At 67.1% G+C, this 25,373-nt stretch carries 27 protein-coding genes; 8 read left to right on the top strand and 19 right to left on the bottom strand.

Translation table 11 applies throughout. The annotated features are described in order from the left end of the window. Positions 1 to 60 precede the first annotated feature (60 nt). The 3 genes from VGV07_RS02890 to VGV07_RS02880 form a co-directional block, all read right to left on the bottom strand. Positions 61 to 1,041, bottom strand: a complete 981-nt coding sequence (locus VGV07_RS02890) for a TRAP transporter substrate-binding protein (RefSeq protein WP_326867188.1) — start codon at positions 1,039 to 1,041, stop codon at positions 61 to 63. 245 nt (positions 1,042 to 1,286) lie between these two features. Then, positions 1,287 to 1,955 (bottom strand): hypothetical protein, encoded by a 669-nt coding sequence (locus tag VGV07_RS02885; protein WP_326867187.1) that lies wholly within the window; start codon positions 1,953 to 1,955, stop codon positions 1,287 to 1,289. 52 nt (positions 1,956 to 2,007) lie between these two features. After that, on the bottom strand, positions 2,008 to 2,427 hold the full coding sequence (locus VGV07_RS02880) for a DUF6194 family protein (protein ID WP_326867186.1): 420 nt from the start codon (positions 2,425 to 2,427) through the stop codon (positions 2,008 to 2,010). An 83-nt stretch (positions 2,428 to 2,510) separates the two neighbouring features. Here VGV07_RS02880 and VGV07_RS02875 point away from each other — a divergent pair, with 83 nt between their 5' ends. After that, positions 2,511 to 3,026, top strand: a complete 516-nt coding sequence (locus tag VGV07_RS02875) for a PadR family transcriptional regulator (RefSeq protein WP_326867185.1) — start codon at positions 2,511 to 2,513, stop codon at positions 3,024 to 3,026. A 25-nt stretch (positions 3,027 to 3,051) separates the two neighbouring features. Here the strand turns inward: VGV07_RS02875 and VGV07_RS02870 are convergent, their stop codons facing one another. Together VGV07_RS02870 and VGV07_RS02865 are read right to left on the bottom strand one after the other, a co-directional pair. Next, positions 3,052 to 3,585, bottom strand: a complete 534-nt coding sequence (locus VGV07_RS02870) for an AAA family ATPase (protein ID WP_326867184.1) — start codon at positions 3,583 to 3,585, stop codon at positions 3,052 to 3,054. Between the two features lie 69 nt (positions 3,586 to 3,654). Next, positions 3,655 to 3,867 (bottom strand): hypothetical protein, encoded by a 213-nt coding sequence (locus tag VGV07_RS02865; RefSeq protein WP_326867183.1) that lies wholly within the window; start codon positions 3,865 to 3,867, stop codon positions 3,655 to 3,657. A 286-nt stretch (positions 3,868 to 4,153) separates the two neighbouring features. Here VGV07_RS02865 and VGV07_RS02860 point away from each other — a divergent pair, with 286 nt between their 5' ends. Then, the gene (locus VGV07_RS02860) at positions 4,154 to 4,750 is read left to right on the top strand and encodes a hypothetical protein (RefSeq protein WP_326867182.1); all 597 of its coding nucleotides are present in this window, start codon (positions 4,154 to 4,156) and stop codon (positions 4,748 to 4,750) included. Between the two features lie 2 nt (positions 4,751 to 4,752). Here the strand turns inward: VGV07_RS02860 and VGV07_RS02855 are convergent, their stop codons facing one another. Both VGV07_RS02855 and VGV07_RS02850 read right to left on the bottom strand, forming a co-directional pair. Then, on the bottom strand, positions 4,753 to 5,055 hold the full coding sequence (locus VGV07_RS02855) for a BrnA antitoxin family protein (RefSeq protein ID WP_326867181.1): 303 nt from the start codon (positions 5,053 to 5,055) through the stop codon (positions 4,753 to 4,755). After that, entirely contained in the window at positions 5,052 to 5,300 is a 249-nt protein-coding gene (locus VGV07_RS02850; protein WP_326867180.1) for a BrnT family toxin, read from the bottom strand. Before VGV07_RS02850 ends, VGV07_RS02855 begins: the two co-directional genes overlap by 4 nt. 716 nt (positions 5,301 to 6,016) lie before the next feature. Between VGV07_RS02850 and VGV07_RS02845 the strand changes: the two genes are divergently transcribed. The 5 genes from VGV07_RS02845 to VGV07_RS02825 are packed head-to-tail and all read left to right on the top strand — an operon-like array spanning position 6,017 to position 8,168. Continuing rightward, entirely contained in the window at positions 6,017 to 6,301 is a 285-nt protein-coding gene (locus VGV07_RS02845) for a hypothetical protein (RefSeq protein WP_326867179.1), read from the top strand. Next, positions 6,279 to 6,971, top strand: a complete 693-nt coding sequence (locus VGV07_RS02840) for a terminase large subunit domain-containing protein (protein ID WP_326867178.1) — start codon at positions 6,279 to 6,281, stop codon at positions 6,969 to 6,971. The genes VGV07_RS02845 and VGV07_RS02840 overlap by 23 nt, the downstream gene beginning before the upstream one ends. After that, positions 6,968 to 7,537, top strand: coding sequence for a hypothetical protein (locus VGV07_RS02835; protein WP_326867177.1), 570 nt, complete (start codon positions 6,968 to 6,970; stop codon positions 7,535 to 7,537). Before VGV07_RS02840 ends, VGV07_RS02835 begins: the two co-directional genes overlap by 4 nt. Before the next feature lie 2 nt (positions 7,538 to 7,539). Next, positions 7,540 to 7,932 carry a hypothetical protein gene (locus VGV07_RS02830; protein WP_326867176.1) on the top strand — a complete coding sequence of 131 codons (393 nt, stop codon included), beginning with the start codon at positions 7,540 to 7,542 and terminating at the stop codon, positions 7,930 to 7,932. Next, a complete protein-coding gene (locus VGV07_RS02825) occupies positions 7,932 to 8,168 on the top strand; it encodes a hypothetical protein (protein ID WP_326867175.1) in 237 nt (78 codons plus the stop codon). The genes VGV07_RS02830 and VGV07_RS02825 overlap by 1 nt, the downstream gene beginning before the upstream one ends. Positions 8,169 to 8,380: 212 nt before the next feature. Here the strand turns inward: VGV07_RS02825 and VGV07_RS02820 are convergent, their stop codons facing one another. From VGV07_RS02820 to VGV07_RS02790, 7 genes are read right to left on the bottom strand one after another with little or no spacing between them, the layout of a single operon-like run. Then, entirely contained in the window at positions 8,381 to 9,781 is a 1,401-nt protein-coding gene (locus VGV07_RS02820) for an AMP-binding protein (RefSeq protein ID WP_326867174.1), read from the bottom strand. Then, positions 9,778 to 10,620, bottom strand: a complete 843-nt coding sequence (locus VGV07_RS02815) for a hypothetical protein (RefSeq protein WP_326867173.1) — start codon at positions 10,618 to 10,620, stop codon at positions 9,778 to 9,780. The genes VGV07_RS02820 and VGV07_RS02815 overlap by 4 nt, the downstream gene beginning before the upstream one ends. Further along, complete coding sequence (locus VGV07_RS02810) at positions 10,617 to 11,918, bottom strand: hypothetical protein (RefSeq protein WP_326867172.1); 1,302 nt, start codon at positions 11,916 to 11,918, stop codon at positions 10,617 to 10,619. The genes VGV07_RS02815 and VGV07_RS02810 overlap by 4 nt, the downstream gene beginning before the upstream one ends. Further along, positions 11,915 to 13,012, bottom strand: coding sequence for a DUF3419 family protein (locus VGV07_RS02805; protein ID WP_326867171.1), 1,098 nt, complete (start codon positions 13,010 to 13,012; stop codon positions 11,915 to 11,917). The genes VGV07_RS02810 and VGV07_RS02805 overlap by 4 nt, the downstream gene beginning before the upstream one ends. Beyond that, positions 13,009 to 15,459 carry a PEP/pyruvate-binding domain-containing protein gene (locus VGV07_RS02800; protein WP_326867170.1) on the bottom strand — a complete coding sequence of 817 codons (2,451 nt, stop codon included), beginning with the start codon at positions 15,457 to 15,459 and terminating at the stop codon, positions 13,009 to 13,011. Before VGV07_RS02800 ends, VGV07_RS02805 begins: the two co-directional genes overlap by 4 nt. After that, complete coding sequence (locus VGV07_RS02795) at positions 15,456 to 16,382, bottom strand: UbiA family prenyltransferase (RefSeq protein WP_326867169.1); 927 nt, start codon at positions 16,380 to 16,382, stop codon at positions 15,456 to 15,458. The genes VGV07_RS02800 and VGV07_RS02795 overlap by 4 nt, the downstream gene beginning before the upstream one ends. Continuing rightward, positions 16,379 to 17,659 carry a hydroxymethylglutaryl-CoA reductase gene (locus tag VGV07_RS02790; protein ID WP_326867168.1) on the bottom strand — a complete coding sequence of 427 codons (1,281 nt, stop codon included), beginning with the start codon at positions 17,657 to 17,659 and terminating at the stop codon, positions 16,379 to 16,381. The genes VGV07_RS02795 and VGV07_RS02790 overlap by 4 nt, the downstream gene beginning before the upstream one ends. Before the next feature lie 298 nt (positions 17,660 to 17,957). Between VGV07_RS02790 and VGV07_RS02785 the strand changes: the two genes are divergently transcribed. Beyond that, positions 17,958 to 18,674, top strand: a complete 717-nt coding sequence (locus tag VGV07_RS02785; RefSeq protein ID WP_326867167.1) for a GntR family transcriptional regulator — start codon at positions 17,958 to 17,960, stop codon at positions 18,672 to 18,674. 35 nt (positions 18,675 to 18,709) lie between these two features. Here VGV07_RS02785 and VGV07_RS02780 read toward each other — a convergent pair whose 3' ends face one another. From VGV07_RS02780 to VGV07_RS02760, 5 genes are read right to left on the bottom strand one after another with little or no spacing between them, the layout of a single operon-like run. Then, positions 18,710 to 19,813, bottom strand: coding sequence for a trypsin-like peptidase domain-containing protein (locus VGV07_RS02780; protein ID WP_326867166.1), 1,104 nt, complete (start codon positions 19,811 to 19,813; stop codon positions 18,710 to 18,712). Further along, entirely contained in the window at positions 19,810 to 22,764 is a 2,955-nt protein-coding gene (locus VGV07_RS02775) for a hypothetical protein (RefSeq protein ID WP_326867165.1), read from the bottom strand. Before VGV07_RS02775 ends, VGV07_RS02780 begins: the two co-directional genes overlap by 4 nt. Next, positions 22,761 to 23,822 carry a hypothetical protein gene (locus VGV07_RS02770; RefSeq protein ID WP_326867164.1) on the bottom strand — a complete coding sequence of 354 codons (1,062 nt, stop codon included), beginning with the start codon at positions 23,820 to 23,822 and terminating at the stop codon, positions 22,761 to 22,763. The genes VGV07_RS02775 and VGV07_RS02770 overlap by 4 nt, the downstream gene beginning before the upstream one ends. Next, positions 23,803 to 24,078, bottom strand: coding sequence for a carboxypeptidase-like regulatory domain-containing protein (locus VGV07_RS02765; RefSeq protein WP_326867163.1), 276 nt, complete (start codon positions 24,076 to 24,078; stop codon positions 23,803 to 23,805). Before VGV07_RS02765 ends, VGV07_RS02770 begins: the two co-directional genes overlap by 20 nt. A gap of 8 nt (positions 24,079 to 24,086) precedes the next feature. Next, positions 24,087 to 25,016, bottom strand: a complete 930-nt coding sequence (locus VGV07_RS02760; RefSeq protein WP_326867162.1) for a trypsin-like serine peptidase — start codon at positions 25,014 to 25,016, stop codon at positions 24,087 to 24,089. Positions 25,017 to 25,373 lie beyond the last annotated feature (357 nt).

Here is a 25,373-nt window from a genome sequence, read left to right as displayed (position 1 = left end):
GCGGCCCGGCGACATGCGGCAGCCGGAGCAGTTTGCGCCGCCCCGGCTCCGCTCGATTGCTTACTCGGCGGCCTGAATCTTCTCGATCAGGGCCTTGAGCTCGGGATCGGCGGCATACTTGTCGTAGACCGGCTTCACCGCGTCGACGAAGGCCTGCTTGTCGGCGACTTCGACGATGGTCGAGCCCGAACCTTCGACGATCTTGCGCGACTCGGCGACCTTGGCGTCCCACAGCTCATACTGCCTGGCGACGCTGTCCTTGGCGGCCTGGCGGATCACCGCCTGGTCTTCCGGGCTGATGCCGTCCCAGACCATCTTGGAAATGACCAGCACTTCGGGAACGATCAGGTGTTCGTCGAGCGTGTAGAACTTGGCCACTTCGGAGTGCTTGGCGGTGTCGTAGCTGGGGAAGTTGTTCTCGGCACCGTCGACGACGCCGGTTTCGATGGCCGAGTAGACTTCGCCATAAGGCATCGGCGTAGCGGTGGCGCCGAAAGCCGCCATCATGTCCACGAAGATGTCGGACTGCATGGTGCGCAGCTTCATTCCCTTGAGATCGGCCACCGAGGTGATCTGCTTGTCGCTGGTGTAGAACGAGCGCGCGCCGCCATCGTAGAAGGCGAGGCCGATGACCCCATAGGGCTCGAAGGCGGCGAGGATCTCATCGCCGACCGGGCCGCTCATGACGCTGCGGGCATGGGCGGTGGATTTGAAGATATAGGGCAGCGACGGCACGATCGTCTGCTTGACGAGGCCATTCCACGGCCCCAGCGAGGTGCGGTTGATGGCGATGGCGCCGGCACGAACCTGCTCCACCGTATCGGCCTCCTGCCCGAGCTGGGCGCCGAACTTCACATCGACCGAATAGCGGCCGGCGGTGCGCTCGCTGACCAGCTGGCCGAAATATTTCACCGCTTCGACGGTGGGGTAGCCATCCGGATGCGTATCGGATGCGACGAGCACGGTCTGGGCCGCGGCCCCACCGATCATCATGGCGGCAGCGACCATCGCGGTCGCGGCCAGTTTGGTCACCTGAAACATTGGTCTTCCTCCCTGTTGTAGTCGGTCGCTCGATGCGCTGCTCGACCTCGAGGTCTGCCTGGCTCATCGAGGCCTGCCGGACGCACTGCCTCCCTCGGCCGGACAGCACGAGCCATCAGCCGTTCCCTCGGTGTCGCAGTACGAAAATCTCCTCGGCGCAAAGTCGTAGAGGAGCCGGCACCGCCGTGTCAACATACAAGCTCGGCGATGTTGTGTGATGACTTTTCGGAGGCCAGGGGCTGGCCTCAACCGCCCAGCATGTGATCGGCGACGCTGTAGCTGTGGCTCGCCTGGTAGGCGTTGCGGCCGCGGTTGAGGTGGGTGAGGTTGAAGCGGCGGATGGCGCGCAGCATGCGGGGGGTGGCGAGCAACTGCTCGAGTGCCGCAGCGCCGCGCGCCTTGATGCCGAACATGTCGGCGCCGGCGGGAAAGAACCAACCGATATCCTCGGGCGTCGCGACCGACTGCTGGAGCCAATCCTGATCGAGCTGTTCCGGCGTTACCGAGCCGTCGGTGGTGAAATCGCTGAGGTGCAGGATGAAGCGGCCGCGCAGCCCGTCGCCCTCGGCATAGAGGGTGAAGAACTCCATCCAGCTGGCATTGACCCGCACCAGCGGCTTGTCGGAGGTGGACGGCAGGCAGGAGACCGACCACCAGTAGCGCTCGGTCCGGCGCGGCATGGGCAGGCAATCACGGCCATAGATGCCCAGCAGTTTGAACAGAGCCGCCGCCTGCGGACGCGCCGAGAGCTTCTGATAGCGCGCCAGGTATTTGAAGCGGAGTTCGACCGATTCCGGGCGCTCGTCGGCATCTTCGAGCCCTGCCCCGCTCTCCAGCCAGCCCTGTTGCTGCTCGAGACTGAGCAGCTTACGGAACCCGCTGGTCTCGCTGGCCTTGCGTTTCGCTGGTGCCATTCTCGCCTCCGTTAACCAGAATAGACAGACCTGTCTGTTTACGTCAAGGCGCCTACCAGCTGTCGGGCCTGAGTTCGCGCAGCTGCCGCGCCGCCTCGAGCAGTTGCCGGCAATCTGGCCAGGTGGTGTCGGGATTGATGACGCTGACCCAGCGCATCCGGCCATAGAGCGGGTGCGGGAACAGCGTGTCCAGCGCCTGATAGTCGAAGCTGGCGGCCTCGAGCTCCCGCCGGCTGGTGATGGCGGGAAACAGCGCGCCGAAGCTCGCCTTGTCGGTGGGCATGTTGAGCCGGAACACCCCATCGCGATCGAGCCGCGAGGCGCTGTCATAGGCATCGTCATGGGTGACGATAGTGGCGAACGGGAACTTCTGCCCTGCCCCGGAAAAGGAGAAGTAATCAGGCGATGTCTCGTGCACCGTCACGCCCTCGAAGCCGAGCAGGAAGGCGCGGATTTCGGCAATGCTGGCCATGTCATGTCCTCTGGTAACCAAATTTGGCTACTGGCTATCGACTTTGGCCAAATTTGTCTACCCTCGGGAATCACGAGGTGAAGATGAACGTCACGCGATTGCTGGTGCTCGGCGCCATCCGGGCCAAGGGCGGCGCCCATGGCTATGCTATCAGGCAGACGCTCGACGACTGGCAGGTCCAAACCTGGACCAGGCTGCGTTCGGGCTCGGTCTACCATGCGCTGACCCAGCTGGAAAAAGAGGGGCTACTCGCTGTCGCGGCCGAGGCCGCCGGCAATCGCGGCCCCGACAAGACGCTGTTCGTGACCACTCCCGCGGGTGAAGCCGAGTTCTTCGCGCTGCTGCGCGAGGCGCTCGGCAGCTTCGACCTGATCGAACTGAGTGCCGGCCTGGCATTGGTCGACGCCCTGCCCGCGGCGGAGGGTCGCGAACGGCTGGCGGCAACGGCGCAGCGCCTGCGCGAGAACGTGGCGCGGCTCGCGGCGATTGCTGCGGTGCCGGCGGGATCGGGAACGCCGCGAACGCAGGATCTGCTGGCGCTGTGGAGCGCCAACCTCGCGGCGTCGGCGGCGGTGCTGGAGCGGATTGCGCGGGAGTGAGTTGCAGCGTGTCTGGCGGTGCCGTCTAGAGCACGTATTCCCCGCCCTGCACCGCTCTCTCGACCCGGCCCACCACCTCCCCCGGCGATAGTCCCGTGACATCGAGGGCGTGCCGCTCGAACTCGCCGAGGTCGGCGAACTGCGCATGGAGCGCGGCCACCACGGCAGGGTCGCTCAGTGTGTCGCCGCCGCGCTGCCGGCAGCGGGCGATGGCGTCGTCGAGCGCAGTGCGCAGCACCACGTAGTGGGTGGGCACGCCGAGGCCGGTGAACGCCTCGACGAACCAGGGCCCGATGACCCCATCGACAAGGGTGAAGAAGTCGCCCATCGCGTAGCGTTCGGCCGCCGCCGCTGCGACCGCCATCACTGTCCGGTTCTGCGCCCCGGCTTCCGGCAGCCATGGCTCGATATGGCCATGCCGGATGAAGCCCCAGAAATCATCGGTGTGGAGATGCACCTTGCGGCTACCCCCCTGGGCCGCCACCGCGGCGGCAACGGTCGATTTCCCCGAGCCGGGCGAGCCCGACAGGATAAGGATTTGTCCGTGTTCGAACGCCATGCTTTCTCCCCAACCCGGCTCGTGCCGTGCTGTCTCACGTTTCCTGGGGTCTGGCGAGACCTTGCCTCGTTAGTCGAATCGATTGGCCGCCGGTGGGTCGCTGGCGGGAAAGGACTCGTCGGAAGCCTCGTCGAGCGGTGTCCAGGGGCGCATGGTCCGGTCGCGCATCGCTTCGGGGCCGGCGGCGCGCACCTGCAGGTCGCTCTCGCGCGTGCCGACGGCCTTGCCGTCGCGAAAGGCGGCCTTGGGTTTCTTGGGCGGGGGAGGAGGATTGAGCTGCATGGCTGGCCTCTGCGGTTGCACAAATCCAATGGCCGGCGGCGCAAAAGGTTGCCGCCGCGGCAGTGCAGACGACAGATGACTTACTGTTGTCACCAATCGACGATCAACAGTCTGGTACCGGGAACATTTAGAGAATGGCCCGCGGAAATACCCTTTTCCGGCCAAGAACATTTCGCGAACCGCAATCGTTTGCGCGCGTATTACTGGATCGACGCAGTGCGGCGTCTTTCGCTGTAGGCCGGAGGCCGAAACTGCGGTAGCCATGCTGCCCGAGGAGGCGGGCGCGATGGACGATCTGCTGGTTAGCCAGGCAAGACTACAGGCTGAGGCCGATGCGCTTGTCGCCGCGCTCGACCTCACGGCAGAGCTCGAAAAGCTCGGCCCGGTCACCCGGGTCGGCAGTTCGGCGCTCGGCCTGATGGTGCGGCGCGATATCGACCTCACCGTCAGTTGCAGCAAGCTCGATGCGGCAACACTCGCCGCCTTCGCTGAGCTTGGCGCCCGGCTGATGCAGCGCACCGACCTGGTGGTGGGCGTCCGCTTCCGCAACGATGCCGGCAACTGGAACGCCGAGCCGGAGAAATATCCTGACGGGCTCTATCTCGGGCTGACGGTCCGCACGGCTGAAGGCGCCAGCTGGACCTTCGACATCTGGCTGGTCGACCAGCCCGAGCGCCAGCCCGACCTGGCGCATCTGCGCACGTTGCTGCCGCGGCTGACCGACGAGTCGCGCCGCAGCATCCTCGCCATCAAGCATGAACTGGCGAAAGGCGACGGCACCGAGCCGCGGCTCCCCAGCGCGCTGGTGTACGAGGCGGTGATGGACCACGGGGTGCCGGATCTGGCGGGGTTCGAGGCGTGGTATGCGGGGCGGGCGAGGTAACGCTACGAGGCGGCCTTGATCACTTCGGCCATCCGCGTGCGCCAATCGCCACCGCGCGCCTTGAAGCGCGCCACCACATCGGGGTCGAGCCGCAGGGTCACCGCCTCCTTGGCGTTCTCCAGCCGTGGCCGCCCGCGGCCTCGCTTGATTGCCTCCGCCAGAGCGGGAAACGCGTCGGCGAAGGGCTTCGCCTGAGCTATCTGCGTATCGGTGGCTTCGGGATTGTCCGGATCCGAAGCGATCATCCGCTGCACTTCGGCTTCTTCAGCGTCGGTGAGCAGGTGCCTGGATTTTGGCTTGCTCATATGAGGGTCCTTTCCTTTCGGCTGGCGGGTCGCATCGAGATAATCGACAACGCCTCCACACCCAGCGCGCGGAACACCACCGCAACGACGATCTGCCCGTCGAGTTCGCCTATCGCGAGCGCCCGATCGTCCTTGGCCGGAAGGATCATCGCCGCCTCGAAGAACTCGAGGGTGAGCGAAGCGAAATCCAGGCCGTGCTTGGCGATGTTGCTCTGGCGCTTCGGTTCATCGTAGGTGATCAGCACGATGAATATCCGTACACGCAAATGAGGACGCAATCAATATGCGTGTACGACAAATTGCAGCAAGATCGAACCCTGGCAGTAGCCGCAATGCCAACGTTCACCACAGCCACCACAACCCTGTGGCGAGCGCAAACCGTGTCGCTTGCACCCCCAACGCAATCACCCTAGCTTCAGGATCAAGGCAGCGGGCTTCGCCGCCTCTATGTGGGTCGACTGTGAGGGGACGCTTCGGCGGGTTGCCTCCGGGCCCACGGTGACGGGATTGCCGATAGGCGTTGCCCGGTTGCCGCGTGTTGTTTGCTCGTCTGGAAATTGCAGAGCGTGGGCCCAGCCGTTGGGTGGTTTTCCACCATTTGCTCCCCACACTCGGTGTCACCCCAGCGAAAGCTGGGGCCCATCTCACAGCCCGCGCCAGCCGATAGATGGGTCCCAGCTTTCGCTGGGATGACATCCGGTGGGTGGGGTGGCCTGGCGGTCGTTCCCCTCACCCGTCTCGGCCTTCGGCCGATCCACCCTCTCCCCGACGGGGAGAGGAACAAGCAGGCTGATAGAGACGGCCCCCTCCCATCCTCCCCCATAAAGGGGGAGGTGCTCCGCCGGTGTATTCGGCACGATCGAGCCACAGCCCCTCTTCTTCACCTCCCCCATTATGGGGGAGGCCGGGAGGGGGCCGTCTCTATCAGTCGGGATGCACCTAAACCGCGAGGAAGATCTCCATGCCTCGTGTCGGCAACAAGCCCAGCTCGAATGCGCCCAACGCGCCGAACGACACCCCGGCCACCACCCCCGCCGCCCCGTCGCTCACCCCGCTCGATTTCCTCCTCGCCATCATGCGCGACGAGACGGCGACGCGGAGCGAGCGGGTGGATGCGGCCAATAAGGCGGCGCCGTACCTGCATTCCAAGCACGCCACCGTCGACCATCGCTCATCCGATGGCAGCATGCGGCCAACCATTATCTTCGAGGGGATGCCGAAAGATGCCGAAGGGAGCAAGCAATAGGGCGAGACGCCCCGAGGCGTTGCGCGTGGCGCTGCACCCCAAGCAATGGGTGGCGTTCGGCTCGGCAGCGACCGAAATCCTTTATGGCGGCGCGGCCGGTGGCGGCAAATCGCACCTGATCCGCCAGGCGGCGATCAGTTGGTGTGCGGAGATCCCCGGGCTGCAGGTCTATCTGTTTCGCCGCATCCGCGAAGACCTGAGCAAGAACCACATGGAAGGCCCCGCGGGCTTTCGGGCGCTGCTGAGCGGCTGGGTGGAATGCGGCTTTGCGCAGATCGTCGAGGACGAGATCCGCTTCTGGAACGGCAGCAAGATCTATCTCTGCCACTGCAAGGACGAGAAGGACCGCTTCAAGTACCAGGGCGCCGAAATCCATGTGCTGCTGATCGACGAGCTCACCCATTTCACCGAGGTGATCTACCGGTTCCTGCGCAACCGCGTGCGGATGACCGGGATTACCGTGCCGGCGAAATACCAGGGGCGCTTCCCGCGCATCCTCTGTGGCGCCAACCCCGGCGGGGTCGGGCACCAGTTCGTCAAGGTGACCTTCATCTGCTCGACTTCATCGCTGGCCTCGAGACCAATCGGCCGGGCCAGGCCGGCTATGAAACCATCATCGGCTATCGCAACGAGAAGCCGGGCACACTGCCCAAACCGATCACCGCGATGACGCTCGAAGAGCTGCTGGCCGAGCAGAAGCGCTGGGTGAAGAACCTGCGCGCGCCGAGCGGCGCGGCCGGGCGCTACCAGATCATCCGGCCGACGCTGCTCAGCCTCATTGCCGAGCTCGGCATGCCGCTCTCGGCGACGTTCACGCCCGAGCTGCAGGATCACTTCGGCCTCGCGCTGCTCAAGCGCCGCGGCTGGAACCAGTTTGCCGCCGGCACCCTGTCGCCGCGCGATTTCGGCAACCGGCTGGCGCGCGAGTGGGCGAGTTTTCCGGTGCTGAGCCGGCAACAGGGGGCGCATCGCACCGTCGAGCGCGGCGAAAGCTACTATGCCGGCGACGGTATCAACGCTTCCCTCGCCCGCGCCTCGGAGGCCGAAGCCGTGCTGGCCAAGGTGCTGAATGCGCTCAACGCGCCCGCTCCAGCCCCGGCGCCAAGCCCCGAGCCCACCCCGCAACCGCCCAACCCGAAACCCGGCAAGCACTGGGGCTGGCCCGGCTGGGCCCTCATCACCGGCTTCGCGCTGCTCATCGCCTTCGCCGCCGCCGCATTCACCGTGAGGTTCTGATCATGAAAACCCTCTTCTCCTCCGTCGCCATAACCTGGTGGCTCCGGCGTCTGTGGGACTGGGGCGGCCAGTTCGCCGGCTGGCTCGGCGGCCTCCTCGCCCTCTATGGCCTGATGCCGGCCGACATGCAGCACACGCTCATCGCCATCCTCAGCGGCAGGTGGGGTGAGATCAGCCTCGCCTCGGCCGGCGGCTTTCTCATCTGGGCCATCACCCAGTGGCGCTCCTACGTAGCGACGGTGAAGCCGCAGATCGTCACCAAGGCCGGCCAGCGCGCGGAACTCCGTGAGCTGCCCGGCGGTACGGTCAACGCCGTCGAGGAATTCGCCAACACCGCCATCCTCAGGCGCGGCCAGACCCTCGTCGAAAAACTGCTCAACCTGGGGAGGTGGTGATGCCCTCCCCCAAGCTCGACCTCACCATCAACCTCGGCCACGTCATCACCTTCGGCGGCCTCCTGGTCACCATGGCCATCGGCTGGGCCACCTTCGACGGCCGCCTGCGCGCCGTGGAGCGGACGCTCGAAACCGCGACAGCGACGCTGGTGGAGCAGGTGCGGCAGGGGGCGGAGCTGTCCGCAGTGTCGGAGCGGGTGGATCGGCTGGAGCGGATGGCTGAGTCGCGGCCGTAGGAGGCGCAGTCGGGTACCCACTCCCGCCTGCGGGAGAGGGGGGACCGCCGTCAGGCGGTCGGACGGGGGTGCCCCACGTTCGAGCCGTCCCTACCCCTGCTGCCGCCCGCTCGATGGCAGCAGGGCCCCGCGCGCGGGGCTCCCCCCTCCACCAGCTTCGCTGGTCCCCCTCCCCCGCAAGCGGGAGAGGGTCGCCGACTGCGAGCACTGAGCTACTCCACCAGCTTCCCAAGCCTCACATAATCCACCTTCGACCGATGGCGCCGATCGAGCGGCATCGTGAGCTTCACGGCTCGTGCCCCGAACGCCTGCTCCGCCAGTTCGGTCCAGCGGCCCGGCGCCGGTTCCTCGCCTTCGAGCGCGATCACCATCGGCTCGCGCCCCGGCACCAGCGCCGCGCGCCGCACGCCGGGCAATTGGCGGGCCACCGTCTCGATTTCGAACGGGTAGTGCCCGGCCGCCGAGGCCGAGAGCCGGCCACGGAGCCAGAGTTTGCCTGCGGTGTCGAGCCGGCCGGCGTCGCCGGTGCGGTGCCAGATCTCGCCGTGGCGGTTGAGCTTGTTGTCGGCATCGCCGATGCCGTCGAGATAGCCCTGGTTGACGTGCGGGCCTGTAACGATGATCTCGTCGGCGATGAGCTCGAGCCGCACCGCCGGCACCGGGGTGCCGGCGAGGATGCCGCCCCCTGCCTCCATCTGCTGCCACTCGGCGGCGGTGATGGCGCCGACATGCTGGTGGGCGATCGGCTCGGCTTCGGTCGAGCCATAGACGGTGACGATATCGGTGCGCGGCAGCGCCTCGACCAGGCGCTTGAGCAGATCCGGGAATATCGGCCCGCCGCCGGTGAACAGCACATCGAGGGGTGCGCCGCCCGCGTCGGCAAGGTGTTCGGCGATCACCGGCGGCACCATCGCGCGAGTCACCCGATGCGCCGCAATGTGCCGTAGCAGCGCTGCGCCATCGGCCGCATCGTGCCGGGTGAGCCGCCAGTTGGGCAGCACCGAGGTGGTGCCGAGCGACAGGTTGGCGATGACAAACACCGGGAAGGCGACAAGATCGGTCTCGTCGTCGCGCCCGGGCACGATGAGATCATGGAGCGCCGCATTCTGCGCCGCGAGAAAGCCGTGGCTGCGGACGATCGCCTTGGGCCGGCCGGTGGAACCCGAGGTGAAGGAGAGCAGCGCCGGGTGCTCCGGCCCGACCACTTCGAGCGGATCGCCTTCAGCCACGCCGAAGCCGAGCCGCCGCGTGCCCCAGAGCTGCGGCACTAGGACCGGCAGCAGCCGATAGATGCCGCCCACCAGCACCGCCGCCGGCGCCGCGATCTCCACGGCGCGCCGCACCCCCGCAATCCCCATCGCCGGCTCGGGGAAGACGATCACCGCTCCCAGCCGCCACAGCGCGGCGATGGCGAGGTAAAGCTCGATGCCGATCGGCAGCGCCAGCAGCACCCGATCGCCGCGCATGACCCCCTGCTGCCGCAGCGAGGCGGCGAGCCGCCCGCTCCGCAGCGCCAGCTGGTCGTAGCTGATCGTCTCGCCGGCGCCGGTGACGATGGCCGGCCGCGGGCCGACGCTCGCGGCTTTGTCGAGAAAGCCGGCGATCAGGTTCATGGCGCGAGCCGGCGCCCCATCAGCGCGTAACGGCGGAACACCCGGGCGCTGTGCCGCTCGCTGCGCTGGCGCGAAACATTGTCCTCGTGCATCAGCGCGTGGATCACCTCGGTAAAGCCCAGCTCGAGGGCGCGCCGATGGTAGCTGTCGGCCAAGAGGTGCCCGACGCCGCGCAGACCGCTGGCATAGGTCTTGAGGATGGCGGTGGGCACCGCCGAGGCCCGATCCGGCATGCCGAACAGGAAGCCGACCAGCTGGCCGGCCGGGCCATGGGCGAACAGGATGTGACGCGGATCGAGCAGCGGCAGCAGCGGCCGGTAGAGCTCGAGGAAGGCCTCGCGGCTGATCGGCTTGAAGAAGCGGTTACCGGCAAAGGCCGAGCCCGACATATCGAACAGCTTGCCGATCAACAGCTCGGCCCCCTGCCCGTCCCACGCGGTGACGCTTACCCCGGCCATGTTGACCGGGGCCTCGCCGATGGTATCGCCGAGCCGGGCGCGCGACGACACATAGCTGGAGATCGGCGCGAAGCCGGCGGCAGTGAAAGCCGCATGATCGTAGGGGCCGCTCACCGGCTCGAGCGCAAAGGGTGGCGTGCCGTCGCTTTCGCTCACCAGCCGGTATTTGTGCCAGGTGTCGCCATCCATCGGCCCGATGAGCGCCTCGAAGCCTTCGCCCCTGAGCTCGGCGGCGGCACGCGCCAGCAACTCGACGCCGGCCGCGTGCGAGCCGAACGCCACGGCGCCGATGGCCGCGGTGCGCTTGTTCTCCCAGCTCGGCGCATCACGAAAAATGCTGGCCTTGGCGTCCTCGAACGCAATGAGCTGTGGCGCGATCATGAAACCATTCCCCTCACATAGAACACCAGCGGCACCAGCATCGCCCCAGCGAACAGCTTGGCGCTGCGACGCGTGGTGAAGAACTCCGGCCGCAAGGTGGCGAGCCCCGCCGGCACTGCCAAAGCGGCAACCACCCAGGGCCAATCTCCCGCAAACCATGGCGGGTGCCATGGGGTGTTGAGCACCGAGATCCAGGTGAACAGCCCGGCGATTGCCGCGCCGAGCGGCAACAGGGTGAGCCGCCACCAGCCGCGCGTCGCCAGCGCCGCAAAGCCCAGCGCCACTGCGGCAAAGCTAAGGTTGAACAGCGCCAGCACCGAGCGCCCGGCGAGCTCGCCGGCGATCAGCCAGAACAGCGCCACCACCGCGGCGACGGCGAGCAGATCGAGCTCGGGCCGCTGGCTGGTGCCCGGCCGCATGGCTCGCGCCCATACCTGGCCGACGATCACGAGGCCGGTGAGCAGCGCATTGTGCGGCGCCATCAGCGAGATCATCAGGAACAAAAGGATTGCATAGCCCCGCGCCGCACGCTGCGGCAGGCGCAATGCTTCCGCCACCAGCAGCATCAGCCCGAGGAACAACAGGAACCCGACCGCCACCACCACCAGCTCGGCCGAGCTGGCGCTCAGGTATTGCTGCAGCAGCAGGTGCGCGCCGATGGGGACGAACAGGTTATCGAGCCCGCGCCAGGAATCGGCCTCGACCAGGGCGCAGAAGGCGGCAACGAGGGCGGAGAGCACCACCACGTTGAGCCGCGGTGCATCGGTCAGGAGCAGCAGCGTCACCAGCGCCACCAGCCAGGTGACGACAAAGAACGCCACGACGCCTTCGAGGCTTTTCGAGCCGTCCTCCACGGCGAAGCGGCGCTTGCCATAGGTGGTGCCGACCAGCGCCGAAGCAGTATCGGAGAGGGTGATCACCAGCAGCGGCAGCACGTAGAGAATCGGCTCCCCCAGCCCGCGAAAAAAGGTGAAGGCGATGGCCAGCGCCAGGTAGATCTCGCCCCAGGACTCGCGCTTCACCTCATGCAGCACCCCGCCGACCGAGGCGAGCGCCGGGCTGCGCAGCGCCAGCATCAGGATAAGCGCTGCGCCGATCAGCAGGAACACCGGCAGCGCGTTTGAAAACAGCAGCGGGAAGAACAGCGCCGCCGTGCCGGTCGCCACATGCACGAGCTTGCGCTGCGTTTCCGGGCCGATGTGGTAGCGCCGGCCGAAATAGCGCACTCCACCCATCAGCGACAGCATGCCGACAATTACCGCGGCAATGAAGATGCCGTCGCGCCAGGTGAGGCTCACTGCACCGCCTCGACCACGAAATCGGAATAAAAGAACGCCTTGTCCGCCGCCTTGCCGGCGGCGATTTCCGGCTCGAGCCGGGTGACCCGCCCGGCATAGGCGGCGGGCACGCGGCGCGGCACCATCATGTTCCAGTAGACGAGGCGGGCCCCCGGATTGGCGGCCGCGAGGATCGAACCGTAGACCGTCTCGAACACTTCGGGGCTCATATACTCGAAGATATCGGAGAGGTTGAAGCCATCGGCCTTCTCGCCGCTGGCCACCAGCGTTTCGAGCGCCCCCTCGCGGATATCGAGCCGGTCGAGCCGCGCCCGGATGGTGTCGTAATGCTCGGCCCGCCAGGCGAGCGGCAGCGCTGCGCCGTGCCCCGGTTTCAGGATCCAGTGGAGGTACGGATTCTCGGCCGGGTCGAGATCGACCGCCGCATGCCGCAGCCGGCCGGCGACGTGCTCGGCGAGGCTGCCCTCGACATGCTCGAAGAATGCCGGATCGCGCCCGAGCCGACCCATCACGACGTTGGAAAAGAACAGCTTCAGCAACAGGTTCCAGCGCCAGTTGTTCCACTGCCGATCAAGGAACTGCGCCCGCGCCGCCTTCGGTTTCGAAACGAACACCTCGTCTATCGTCGCCCGGCTATGCACAATGGGCAGAAGATATTGCCGCAGAATCCGGAAGTAACGCTCGAACTTCCCGACCCCGCCCAGGCCGTATTGCAGCACTGCCTCGCGCCGCTCCGCCCAGAACGCCATGAGCTCGGCCGGCAGACCCGCGGCAGCCGCGTCGAACAGCGCGCCGCGCCGTTGCGACGGCCGCGAGCCCATCAGCTCGACAAAGCCCTGATGGTCGAGCGCCCGCCAGGCCGCGACCCGCATCCTCAGGCACGCGACCTGCGCCGGCGACAGATCGATGGTGATCACCCTGGCCGGGTCGAGCAGCAGCAGCCCCAGCGCATTGTCGCCGGCCGAGCAGATCGAGACGAGCACCTTGCCGCGCTGGTCGCCGAGGGCGGCGTTCAGCACATCTGCATCTTCCCAGAGCTGCGCATAGCGGATCTGGTCGAAGCGGGCGTGGCTCGCGATTTCGGCGCCGCTCATTCCACCCTCCGCACCTGGCCCGTCGCGCCATCCACCTCGATCATTTCACCATCGGCAATCCACTCCATCGCCCCCTTCAGCGCCACGACGCAGGGGATGCCGAGCTCGCGCGCCACTATCGCCGAATGCGACAGCGGGCTGCCGCGCTCGACGACGATCGCTGCGGCATTGGTGAACAGCGCAATCCAGCCCGGATCGGTATGGCGCGCCACGAGGATCTCGCCGCGCCTGAGGCTGCCGGTGCGCGGATCGCCGATCACCCGCGCCACGGCGCGCACCACGCCGGCGCTGCAGCCGACGCCACTGCGCTCGCGCGCCGCATCCCGCGCCCGTGGCGCCACGGGCGCGATGGCGCTGCCGACCGTCGCCACGGCGCCGCTGAGGCTCAGCCGCTCCGGCGGGTCGGGCCGCGTCGCCGCGGCGGCCATCTCGGCGCGCCGCAGCCGGGCCAGCGCTGCCAGATCGTGGCTCACCGCAAAGCCCTCGATGGCGCCCAGCACTTCGCTCACCGTCAGCATGAAGATGTCATCGGCCGTATCGAGCAGCCCGAGCGCATGGAACTGCACCCCGACGGCGCGGAACAGCCGCCGCCCGCGCCCGAAGATACGGGTTCGTTCGAAGCGCAGGTTCTCGCGGTCGCGCACCCGGCGCTTGGCGATGCCGAGCACCTGGGCGGCTATCGCGCGTCGCAGCGGCTGCCCCTTGAACAGTGCCTTGAGCGCCGCCGCCGGATCGACCCGTTCGACCGCGTGCCCCTCGCCGGCCGCCGCCGCGGCAGCGATCGCCCGGTAGAGCGGCGAGGGGTCGCGGTCGAGCGTCACGCTTTCGAGCTTCAGCTCCTCAGGGCAGCGATCGGCGAAGCGTTCGAGATAATCGCTCACCGCCTGCTGCAGCGCCGGGTGGCGGTCGAGCCCGCCGCCCTCCCCCGCCTCGAGTTCCGCCACCAGCGCCGGGTCGCCGCCAAGCAGCTTGCCCATGGCGCGGATGCGCTGCGCCGGTTCGGCCGAAACGATATCGCCCTGCCCGATCATGATGTCGGAATGTACCGCGAGGCCCGCCTCCCCGGCCCAGGCCTGCATGAGTTTCCGCGAACCGCCGAACATGATCATGCAGAGGAAATCGTTGACCAGCGGCGCGTCCCAGCGGTCGAGCAGGTCGGCCTCGATCCGCCGATACTCGGCGGCGAGCGCCGTCAGCGGCATCTGTTCGAGCACCGACGCCGGCTCGGCCAGGGCGGCCTGCAGCCGGGCATAAAAGCCGCGCTTGGTGCGGCTGAGCCCAAAACTCTCGCGCCCCAGCGCCCAGCCGACACGGGCGAGGCCGAACGTGCGCGCGAGCCGCGATTGCGGCGGTGGCGCCATGGCGGCGACGAGGTCCGCCGGCAGCGGCTCGCTCACCCCCATCATCAGTTCCATATTGGCGCTGTTGCTCGAAAACCCCGGCAGCAGCGCCAGCGCCCGGTACCAGTTGCCGAGGTTGTAGTAGACCCGGCCGTCGACCCGGCTCAGCAGGTTGTCGAACAAGGCCGCCTGGCTGCCGATGGTCGCAGCGTCGATCCCCACCAGCCGCATGAAGGCGCGATAGACCCGCGCATAGGCATATTGGGCGAAGCTGAAGGTCAGCGGCGACACCAGCCCGGGATAGCTCTCGACGATGTTGGAATTGTCGAGCACCACCGGCAGCGGGTCGGCAATCGGGCCCGGCCGCAATGCCGTGGTGATCGGCCGCGCCTGCAGCAGATAGAGCCGGCTGCCGGCAAAGGCCCATTCCAGATCCTGCGGCGCCCCGAACGCCGCTTCGGCGCCGAGCGCCAGGGCGCGGAGCGCGGTGAGATCGGCCTCGCTCAAGGTGCCCGGCTCCGGCCGCTCGAGCACGCCACCGGCTTTGCCGAGCACATAACGCTCGCCATCCTCCTCGCCGCCGACCAGCCGATCGGCCAGCCCGGCGATCGCCGAAACGATGATGCGGTCCCGCCGGCCGCTCACCGGATCGGCAGTGAACAGCACGCCGGCGCAGCGCGCATTGACCATCTGCTGCACCACCACGGCCGGGGCGCCGCCATCGGCGCCGAGCCGGCGCGAGCTGCGATATTCGGCAACGCTGGCCGCCGCGCCGCTCTCGAACACGTTTCGCGCGGCAGCGGGGACTTCGGCCGCCGGTACATTCAGCAGCGACAGGAACTGGCCGGCATGCGAAGCGGCGCCGCCATCCTCCTCGCGTGCCGATGAGCGAACCGCATAGGGGCCGGGGCCGACTTCGTCGAGCCGCGCCAGCAGCGCCGTGGCCGTTGCCGCCTCGCTTTCCGGCGAGCCGAAGGCTGCCGCCTCGACCACGAGGAAGGCCGGCACGTCGAAGCCGAGCCCGGCGAGCCGCATCAACGTTGCGCCCTTGCCGCCTACCACGGCGGGCCCCGCGGCAACCTTCATGCTGTGGATGAACTGGTTCACGACAATGGCCCCGCAAGGCCGGCGAGCACATAGCAGACGAACACCCAGAGCCCCGCCGAGAGGTCGATCCGCTTTTGCCCCTTGAGGTCGGGCTGCCGGGCGAACCGAACGGCGAACCACAGCACCGGCAGCAGCGCCACGAGCCCCGCGCCCCAGATGATCGACCCTGCCCCGGCCAAGGTACCGATGCTGCCGACGAGCAGATAGGAGAGCATGCAGCAGCCGGCCCAGATGGCGACCGAGCGCTGCGGCCCATAGAGCGCCGAATAGGTTTCGACCCCCTGGCGCTCGCTTTCCGGCGCCCAGGTCTTGCGCCCGAATTCGAGCACGCACCCGTTGACGCAGCTCAGCACCACGAACACCCAGATCCCCGGCGGCGGCAGCGCCGTATTGGGCAGCCATTCGGCAGCCGTGATGTAGAAATCGATGAAGGCGAGTATCGCCATGTGCGAGACGAGATAGAGCAGCGGCCGCGCCTTCAACCAGGCTGGCACGAAGAACTCCGCCGTCATCAACCCCAGCCACAGCCAGGCCAGCACCAGCGGCACCAGCAGCAAAGGTGAAATGCCTAGGGTCAGGACAACCGAAAGCCCGGCCGTCGCGAGCCCCAGCCGCCGCAGCAGTTTGAGGCTCACCAGCCCGCGCGGCACCGGCCGTTCGGGGCGATAGCGGCTGTCGTCGTCGAAATCCTTGAACTCGTCGGCCACCCGCAGCTGGAACAGAAAACCGATCGCCACCAGCCACACCGCAACGAACACCCAGGCCGATGGCAGCGGCCGCGCCCCCAGATGCGCCGAGAGTATCAGGCCGGCGGCGGTGAACACCGCCAGCAGCACCGCGGTCTTGCCCAGCGGGAAACGCTCGGCCTGATAGATCCACAAGCGCTGTGGCAGGCTCAGCCCGGCCTCGACGGTGGGGCTCATCTCAGCCGCGCCAGCTTGTGGTGCGCCCGGGTGAACTGCCCGCCGGCAATCGCCGCGATGATCGAGATCTCGCCGCAAAGGCAGAGCGCCGCCACCACCTCAGCCAGGGCCGCGGCCTTGCCCGGGCCGGCGAGGCCGAGCAGCTCGAGCGCTGCCGATTGGCTGGGAAGCCCCGTGCCGCCACCGACCGAGCCGACCAGCACATTGGGCAATGTCACCGAAAAGAACATGCCGTTGTCGCGCGGTTCCATGCGGGTGAAGCCGACCGCCGATTCCGACACGCAGGCGGCATCCTGCCCGGTGGCGATGTAGAATGCGGCGAGCCCGTTGGCATAATGTGCCTGCGAGCCGAGCTGCCCGCTCAGCACCGCGCCAAGCGCCGCCACCCGGCCATAGGCGACCAGCGCCTCGGGGGTGACCCGCAGGGTGCGCGCCATCAGTTCATAGGGCAGCTCGACACTGGCCGAGACCTTCCGGCCGCGCCCGGCGAACATCCCCAGATACGAGGCCTTCTTGTCGCCCGAAAAGTTGCCCTCGATGAACGAGAAGCGTGGCTTGATCGGCGAGTGCGCGGCGATGAAGGCGCAGATCGCTTCGGTGGCGACCGTCACCATGTTCTGTCCGGCGGCATCGCCGGTCGAATAGCGGCAGATCAGGAACACCGTGTCGCTGTCCATGAACGGCTCGAGCGATTGCAGTTTGCCATGCCGCGTCGTCGCCTCGGCCACGGCGCGCAGCGCTTCGGCCTCTGCGGCAATCCAGCTGATGAAAGCGCCGCATTCATAGAGCCCGCTGAACACGAAGGCCGGGGTGCGCAGCACCCCCTCGCCCAGCATGCCGGCGCTTACCCCGCCGGCCATCGACACGATATCGGCGCCGCGCCCATAAGAAGCGACCAGCGCCGCCTCGGTGGTGGCGAGCGGCACATAATAGTCGCCGCTGGCATTGACCCCGTTGATCCTGAGCGGCCCGATCACCCCCACCGGCACCTTCACCGTACCGATGAAGTTCTCGATGTTGCGGCTATAGCCTTCGGCCGCCGCGAGGCTGGCGGCATCGCCCAGCCGCGCCTTGGCCGCCGGCGAGACGCCGGCCTCGATCAGGTGCGACCACACCGCCTCGGCCGATTGGGCATCACTGCTCTGGTGCATGCGCAGCCGTTTCGGCCGTCCGGCCGCTGCCGACGGCCGCAGCCGCGCCGCAAGATCGGTGTCGTTCGACTTGGCCCGCAGCAACTCGAGCATGTTCAGCACGCGTGCCGGCAATAGCGACGCCAAGTTTGCCCCCCAAGGGTTTTGCGCGACGGACAATGCGGAGCCAATACTGAAAGGCTCGTGAACACCCGCCGGCTGCAAGTCTGCCGCGCCCTCCAGCAGTTAACGCCAGGATTATGCGCGCTTCCAAATCGCGCCAAACCTCGGGCGCCGGCGATGACTTGCCGATGCGATTTGAGCGCGGCCTGGCCTCCGCCATATCTGCCACGCAGCGCACCCGCCGCTGCAGGGGCCCAGCAAGACAGTGCAATCGCTCGCTTGGCGCTTGAAATCGGTGGTTGCTTGCGGACATGCTCCACAGATGAACGCCGACGATCCAAGCCATTACCACGCCAGGCCCCCCGCCGGCATCGATGCCTCAGGCGCCTCCGAAGAAGGCGCCTCGGTCTACGAGCTGATCCGCGACGACATCATCTCGGGCCGCCTCAAGGCCAACGAGCGGCTCGTGGTCGCCGATCTCGCGGCGCGGCACGGCTCATCCTCCAACCCGGTGCGCGAGGCGCTGCAGCTGCTGCGCGGCCAGGGCTTTGTCACCATCCTGCCCAATCGCGGCGCGCGGGTTCGCACCATCGACCAGGATTTCGTGCGCGATACCTACGAGATCGGCGTGGCGCTCGAGCCGCGCTTCGTGCGCTGGTTCGTCGGCATGGCCACCCCGGCCGATATCGCCGGGCTCGAGCGCCTGCAGCAGGCGATGGAAGCCAACGATTTCGCCGATCCGGTACTGCACAGCGATCTCGACACCGAGTTCCACACCCTGATGTATGAGCGCCACTACAACCGGCTCGCCGCCGAAATCTGGTGGAAGAACCGCGAAGTGCTGCGCGCCGTCACCCGCAGCTACAGCTTCACCCTGGCCCGCCGCTCGCAGCTGATGCGCGAACACCGCGAGCTGATCCGCCTGATCAGGCAGGGCGACGCCGACGGAGCCGCCCTGCTGATCGAGCAGCACGTCGAAGGCGCCGGCCGCCACGTGCTGGAGCAACTGCGCGCCACGCGGGCGGCGGTCGCGAGCTGAGGGTTGATGACCTGGCGGGCCGGACCAGGTTTACACTACCCCAGCACCACGCCCGCCTGCTGCAGATCCGCTTTGATGGCGAGAATGCTGGTGCCCACGTTTACATAGGCCTCTTTGCGGCCCTGGTAGGTGACGTCCTTGGCAAAGGTCGAGCCGCGATGCAGCGCCACGACGTCCCAATTGTCGCTGAGCACGGGCGAGCCCGAAGAGCCACCCTCGGTGTCTGTGAAGTATCGCACGTCGGTGTCGGTGACGCCGGTTATCAGGTTGTTCCGTATGCCGTATTTCCGCGGCTCGCCGTTCGGGTGCTGGATCACATTGACCGGGATGGGCTCGAGCCCGACGACCTGCGCCAGTTGCGCGCTCGACAGCGGGAGTGCGGGGCGGCCCATGTCGTCGATGCGCACGATGGCGTAGTCGAGCGCCGCGTTGCGGGTGACGAGGTCAACCAGCTTGACGAGCGAGCCCTGCTGCTCGCGCCGCTCGTAGTCGAAGCGCACCGTGGTGCCCATCACCTGTTGCTTGAAATCATCGTCCGACGCGGCGGCTTCGCCGTCGTTCCTGGCATTGAACACATGGTTGTTGGTGATCAGCAATCCGGGAGCGATCACCCACCCGGTGCCGAGGTAAATCGTCTGCGTGCCCCTGGTGAGATGGGCCACTCCGCCATCGAAACGGGGCACCTCCAGTTTCGCCACCGAGCCCCCTGCCGCCACGGCGCGGGCCATGAACTCGGCCGACACCATGTCGTTGTGTCCGCCGATGATGCGTTCCTTGATCTCGGGAACCGCCGTCACCGTTGCATCTACCGGCGGGGCGCCCGAGGTGGTCTGGTCGATCCTCGCCAGCGCCGCCCGCACGGGAGCCATCGCCTCGAGAATCCCCGCGATATCGAGCGCATTGCGCAGGAACGTGCGCAGCGGCACCGAACCGTCGGCCAGCCGCTCGATCCGATTGAGAAAATCGAGATCGGCCCTGACCCCCAGCAAGGGTGGCAGGCCGCCCCCCGGCATCAGGCCAGCCAGAGCAGTGGGCAAGCCACGCAGCATCAGCTGCCGCGCCGCCGGAGCATATTGCGTGGCCGCGAGAATGGCATCGGCGACAGCGTTGGCGTCATCGAACGGCAGATGCTCGCTCATGCCACCGACTCCAGTGCACCACCCAGTTCAAAACTCTCGCGGTATTCGTCGAGGCCAGCCAGCCCTGCGGCGCGCAAGTCTGCCTCTTCCGCCGCCAGAATGGCCAGCGCCGCCTGCATGCCTGCGTCCGACGGCGACTGCGAGGCCGCCTCCAGCACCTGATCGAACAGCGACTGGCGGGCCTCGTCGCTGTCTGGCGCCGCGAGCGCTTGCCGATAGAGGCTCTGCCATTGCTCTTCGGCGGCATCGGCCAGCGCCGCGACCACCGCCGGCCAGGCCTTGGCCACCGTCGAAGGATCCTGCCTGAACCGCCAGAACAGGTCGCGCATGATGGCCGGCAGCAGCCGTCGCACCACGTCGGCATGTTCTGCACCCATGCGCACGCAGGCCAGCCGGATCAGCGGCCGCTCGCGGTCGACCTCCTCGAACGACACCTCGTTCAACCGTGTTGCGAGGTCGCCGCGGACGACGTCACGCTCTTCCCCCTCTGTCACCGCGACCAGTTCCGTCAGCGCCTGGATCCCCGGTAGGGCGCTGCTGAGCCGTCCCGCCAGCTCGACGAGGTCCCGGAGCAAGGCGCGCGCCGTGTCCTGTTCGCCAGTGAGCTGCGCCGCCTGGGCGCTCAGCCAGATGATCTCGGCCAGCCGCCCCAGGTTGTTCATCGGCCAGTCGCCGATCACCCTCTGGCCGAGCTCGAGGGCCCGCCGACACTCGTCCTGGTCCTCTTCGCCAAGGCTCATACGGGCTCGCATCTCGATGGCGAAGAGCGGGCTCTCCGGACTGCGCTCGGCGCGCTCCGCCAGCAAGTCGAGGACCTGCCTGGGATCGGAATAGCGCGCGGCCTCCAGCGCCCTGCGGCCGATCAGGCGTTCCCATGCCTGCACATCGGCGCGCGCATAGACGTCCGGCGTCAGCTCGATGCTCATATGTGAGGCCAGCCAGACCTTCTGCTCGTCCGGGATTTCTTCCACGGCCGAGCCGAGGTAACGCTCCACCCCATCCATCCAGCGCGGCTCGAGCTCTTCGACGGGTTCGCCCAGCATCATCAGGTGGTAAAGCTCTTCGGCGCGCTCGACTGGTCCGGCATCAGGCAGCGACTCGTAGTAATCTGCCGCTTCGCGGTGCAGCCGTTCGACCAGGGTTGGCTTATCCGCCGCCAGCAGCCTGAGCATTGGCGTCCGCACCTCCTCCCGGTAGCGCAGCGAAAGATCGTCATCGAGCCGCACCAGCGTGTGTTCGCGGCGAAGCTCCTCGAACAGCTGGTCTGCCCATTCCTCCTTGGGAACCGCACCGCTTTCGAGCGCGCAGACCGGCGCCAGCACCCTGAGGATCAGCTCCGCCGTTACCCGGCGCAGCGCCATCCCCGGATGGGCCAGTGCCCGCACCTGCGGGTCGTGAATGTGATTGAGGATCCGGCGGTAGAGCTGCCCGCGCACGATCTCGGGGGCGACATTCATGAGGAACGAGCGTTTTGGCCGCAGCCCCTCGAAGCCACTCGCTGTCAACGTCACATCTTCGGCAGCCCGCGCCGCGAGCTTCAGCGTAAGCGGACTGCGCCCCACCTGCCGGATGATGCCCTGTCGAACCGGCCGGTCCTTCACCCCGAGCCGCTCGAGCATCGTATCCGCATCGGCCTCGTTCAGATCCCCGAGCGGCAATGTATGCGGGGCGCGGCCACCGACGCTGAATGGCCGGGGTGGCGAGCGTCCGGAAATGATCACCCGCAGGGCGGGAAAACCGACCTGTATGCGGGTCAGCATGCGCCACAAGCCCTCGAGGTCCTCGTCGGTGCGAAACACCACTTCTTCGAACGTATCGAGGACCAGCACCACCGGGACCTGAGACGCGTCTTGCTGCAGGCCGGACCTGTCGGCCAGCGCGTGCAGCATTTCCGCAAAGCGGTCATAGAGCAGATCGTGTGCCCGCCCCGACCGCTCGAACCGCCCCTTCTGGCTCGGAACCGGTGCCGTTCGCGAATTGAGGTTGGCTCGCTCGTCGCGGTACTCGCCCACTGCCGCGCGAAAGGCGGCAAACGCCGCCTTCACCTTCGCATTCGCCGCCTTGCTGTCCTGCCCCGGCATCGCCTGGGCCTCGAGCTGTTCGCTCGCCACGCTCAGCAATGTCCATGGCTCTCGAACATCCAGCGTCTGCGTGTCGAACGGCAGGTAGGCGAATGGAAACCAGCCGAGCGCCGGAGCATTGACGTGCTCGATCAGGAAGTGACCGATCAGTGCCGTCTTGCCGACTCCGCCCGGGCCAACCAGCACCAGCGGCGCCACCGGGCCGCTGAACAGGAAGGAGCGCAGCCGGCTCCACACCGACGGCGAAACCACCCCGACATAGTCCCTGAGGGTCTGCAATTCGTTGTTTCGGCCCACAAAGCTGGCATCGACCAGATGTTCGAACAGCGCTACACTGGCTCGCCGGGCACGCGCGGCCTCCGTTGCAGCTCGCGATGGGAGCGGTCCGAGCCGCTCGATGCGCCAATCGTAGAGCTGCCCCAAGGCTTCCAGTTCCGAGTAGCTCAGCGCCTCGATATCGAGCCTGTCGTTCAGCCAGGCCTCGAACAAGCCTTGCACCACCGTCATCTCGCGATCGGGATTGCTTGCCAGGGCATCGCGGATCTGCTCCCGGTCGGCAAACGCGTCGAGCGCGGCGTTCCGTTGTTCGATGGAAAGACTGCGCAGCAGCCTGTTGATGTAGCCGACCGCCGACGCGGAAATCAGGCCGATCTCCGGCGGTGCCCCGGCGGGGCCGCCGCCCAGGGGATTGAGCCTGGCCGGGTCGAACACATGCAGCACCGCCGCGGCCGCGCGATACGGCGCAAGGCTGGGCGATACCTCGCCTGGTTGGATGGCAGGCGAGCGGGCCTGGCGCTTCTTCAGCGCCTCGATGACCGAGTTGGTGGTGAGATCCTGGTGCAGGCTGACACGTGCGGCGATGTCGCTCATTGTCCTGTCTCCGCCACCTCGATCAGGTCGGTCAGACGCTGGTTGAGCGTCGGCAAGTCGGTCACCGGGTCGCCAAGTCCATCGAGTACGGTCTTGGCAATTCCCGCCGGATCCACGGCGGCGCCCGAGCCGGCAAACAGCTGCGTCACGAAATCCGACACGTGGCCGGCGCTGATCCACGCCGTGGTGTCGGGGGTTATCTTGCCCGGCGTCACCGGTAGCGACGTGCGATCGAAATCCAGCAGGATCAGCCGAAAGCGCCGCTGCGGGATGCCGTTCATCAAGCGGCTGGCAAGTTGACCGATGAAGGCTTTCGTATCGGCCCTGAGCTCATCGGCGTTGAACCCGTCCAGCACGATCCACCACACAAACTGCGAGGAGTGGATGCCGGCATCGGTCACCCAGCTCACCAGTTCCTGGTACCAGCGGTCGAGATTGGTCACCTTGGGCGGTTCAAGACGCAGCTGACCGCCCATTCCCGCCACCAGGTCGCGCGCCAGCTCCGCCGGCCCGACTGCCGCCCCCTGCGCCTTGCCGAGGTGCACCACGCAGGGCGCGATAGTGTTGGCATGGGCCTGCACCACGTGGCTGATGAACTCCGCCGTATAGGACTTGCCTTGCTGCTCTGCGCCGGTGACCACGACGATCGGCGAAGTCGGCAGCGGCGCCAGCAGCGCCCGCAACGCCTGGCGCAGCCGACGGCGTTCGAGGAACGGCGCCTTCCACGCCAGCACGCTGTCGGCAAAGGTGTCTGGAGGCGGCACATTGGTGGCAAAGCTCGCCGTTATTCGTGCGATCACCGCGGGGATCCGCGGCTCGATGATGGCGACCACCTGGATGAGCCGGACGATCGCCGGCGGCGCCAGGCGATTGCCGTCTGCAATGCAGAGGTTCATCGCCTGCCGTACGATCGTCGCAGGCTCACCCGAAGCAATACCGGCCGCGATGGCAATGTCGTTGATTGGACCGGTAATGGCGATGCGCGGTTCGGCCACGCTGGCCGCCAGGTTCACCAGTGCTGCATAGATGAAGGCGTCTTCATCCGGGCTTAGGGCCATCGTTGATCTCCCCCGAGAGCTGGATCGTCACCTCAATGCTGGCCGCCCCGCCGGCCTCGACCGCGACCTCGTGTTCCCGCCAGGCCTCGCCGGCGCGCACTCCGATGCGATACCGCCCCGGGGCGGGCGCACCGAGCACGAACCGGCCATCCGTGCCGGTGAGCCCGGCGACGTCAGGCACCGCGACCGGAGCCTGGGTGAACATCACGCTCGCCCCTGCTACGGGTCTTCCCGCCGAGTTGACGACGCTGACCACGAGCGCACTCACTTCTTCCAGTTGCTGAGATTGGCAAACACCTGCGACGAGATCCGGGTGCCCGAATTGGTGGTCGGCCCGCCATAGGCGTGCACGGCGATGGCGAGGCGCTTGCCGTTGCGGATGATGTAGACGGCCGCCCCGCTCTGCCCGCCCGCGGTATCGATATCGTAATGGACTTTGCTCGCCGTGACCGAGGCGATGGCCTTCCTGTCATACCAGAGCTGGCCGCTCGGCTTGTCGCCCGGATAGCCGGTGACATTGGCGACCTGGCCGTTCAGCGCCGCATCCGGCAGGCTGGCAAAGCCAAGCGTGCCAACCGTCGCGCCGGCGGGCGTCGGCAGGATGATGGCGCCATAGTCGTAGTTCTCGTCACCGGCGCCGGCCCAGCCTTGAACGGTCCAGAACTCGGTGCTGGTGACCGAGCCGAACGGCAGTTGCGCCCCATTACGCCCCGGCATCACCTGGATGCTCTTGACCCACCCATCCCGACCGGAGACCTGGGAGTTCTTGATGTAGACGCAATGCGCGGCAGTCGCGAGGGTGCGTGGGCTGATGAACCACGCCGTGCCGATCCACTGCGATCCATCCCGGGCGGTGATCAATAGCGAGGCATTCACCCGATAGGGATAGGCCGAGGTTTGGTGGATCTGTTTCCGGTTGTCCGGCCCGTGCACCGTTTCGAGCACGGCCTGCGGATCAGGGAACGACGCCATGCCTATGTCCGGTAATTGCGCGTCAGGCGCCTTGATCGTATCGGCGCCCAGTACGGCGCTCTCGAGGACTTCCGCCTGCACCGCCTCCACGCCATCAACCGGCTCCAGCACGTCGCTCAAGGTGCCGGGCGTCGGCTGCGAAATCTCCTCCCCCATCGCAGGCTCTGCGTCCTGCACGAGATTGCTGATCGGCGTGTGTGGCCCCGATGGCATTGCCGGCATTCGCATTCCCCTCTGCTACGGTTGAATATCCCTGACGTTCTCCGTTACTCAACGACCGAAGATTCCGGCGCTCGGCAAGAAACGGTCGATCTCGTCATTGCCGCTATGCGATGCGCGACGGACAACATGCTGCGTGCCGCAGGTGTTTGAGTGCCGCCGACTGGTTAGGGTGTGCATCGCAACCGACAATGCCAGGATCCAGCATTGCACAGTATTCGAAAATTCTCAACTGGATGAATAGTAGCGCCAATAGCGGCGCGCCAAAACCTCATGTACTATACAAGGCAATGGGTTAGCTCGACTGCGCCAGCATTCCCGCGGGTCTCCGGATCTTGTTGCTCGATATTGATTTTGCGA

The sequence above is a fragment of the Devosia sp. genome, from assembly GCF_035944845.1.
Lineage (GTDB): Bacteria > Pseudomonadota > Alphaproteobacteria > Rhizobiales > Devosiaceae > Devosia_A.
This window is presented reverse-complemented; position numbering and strand designations above follow the sequence as displayed.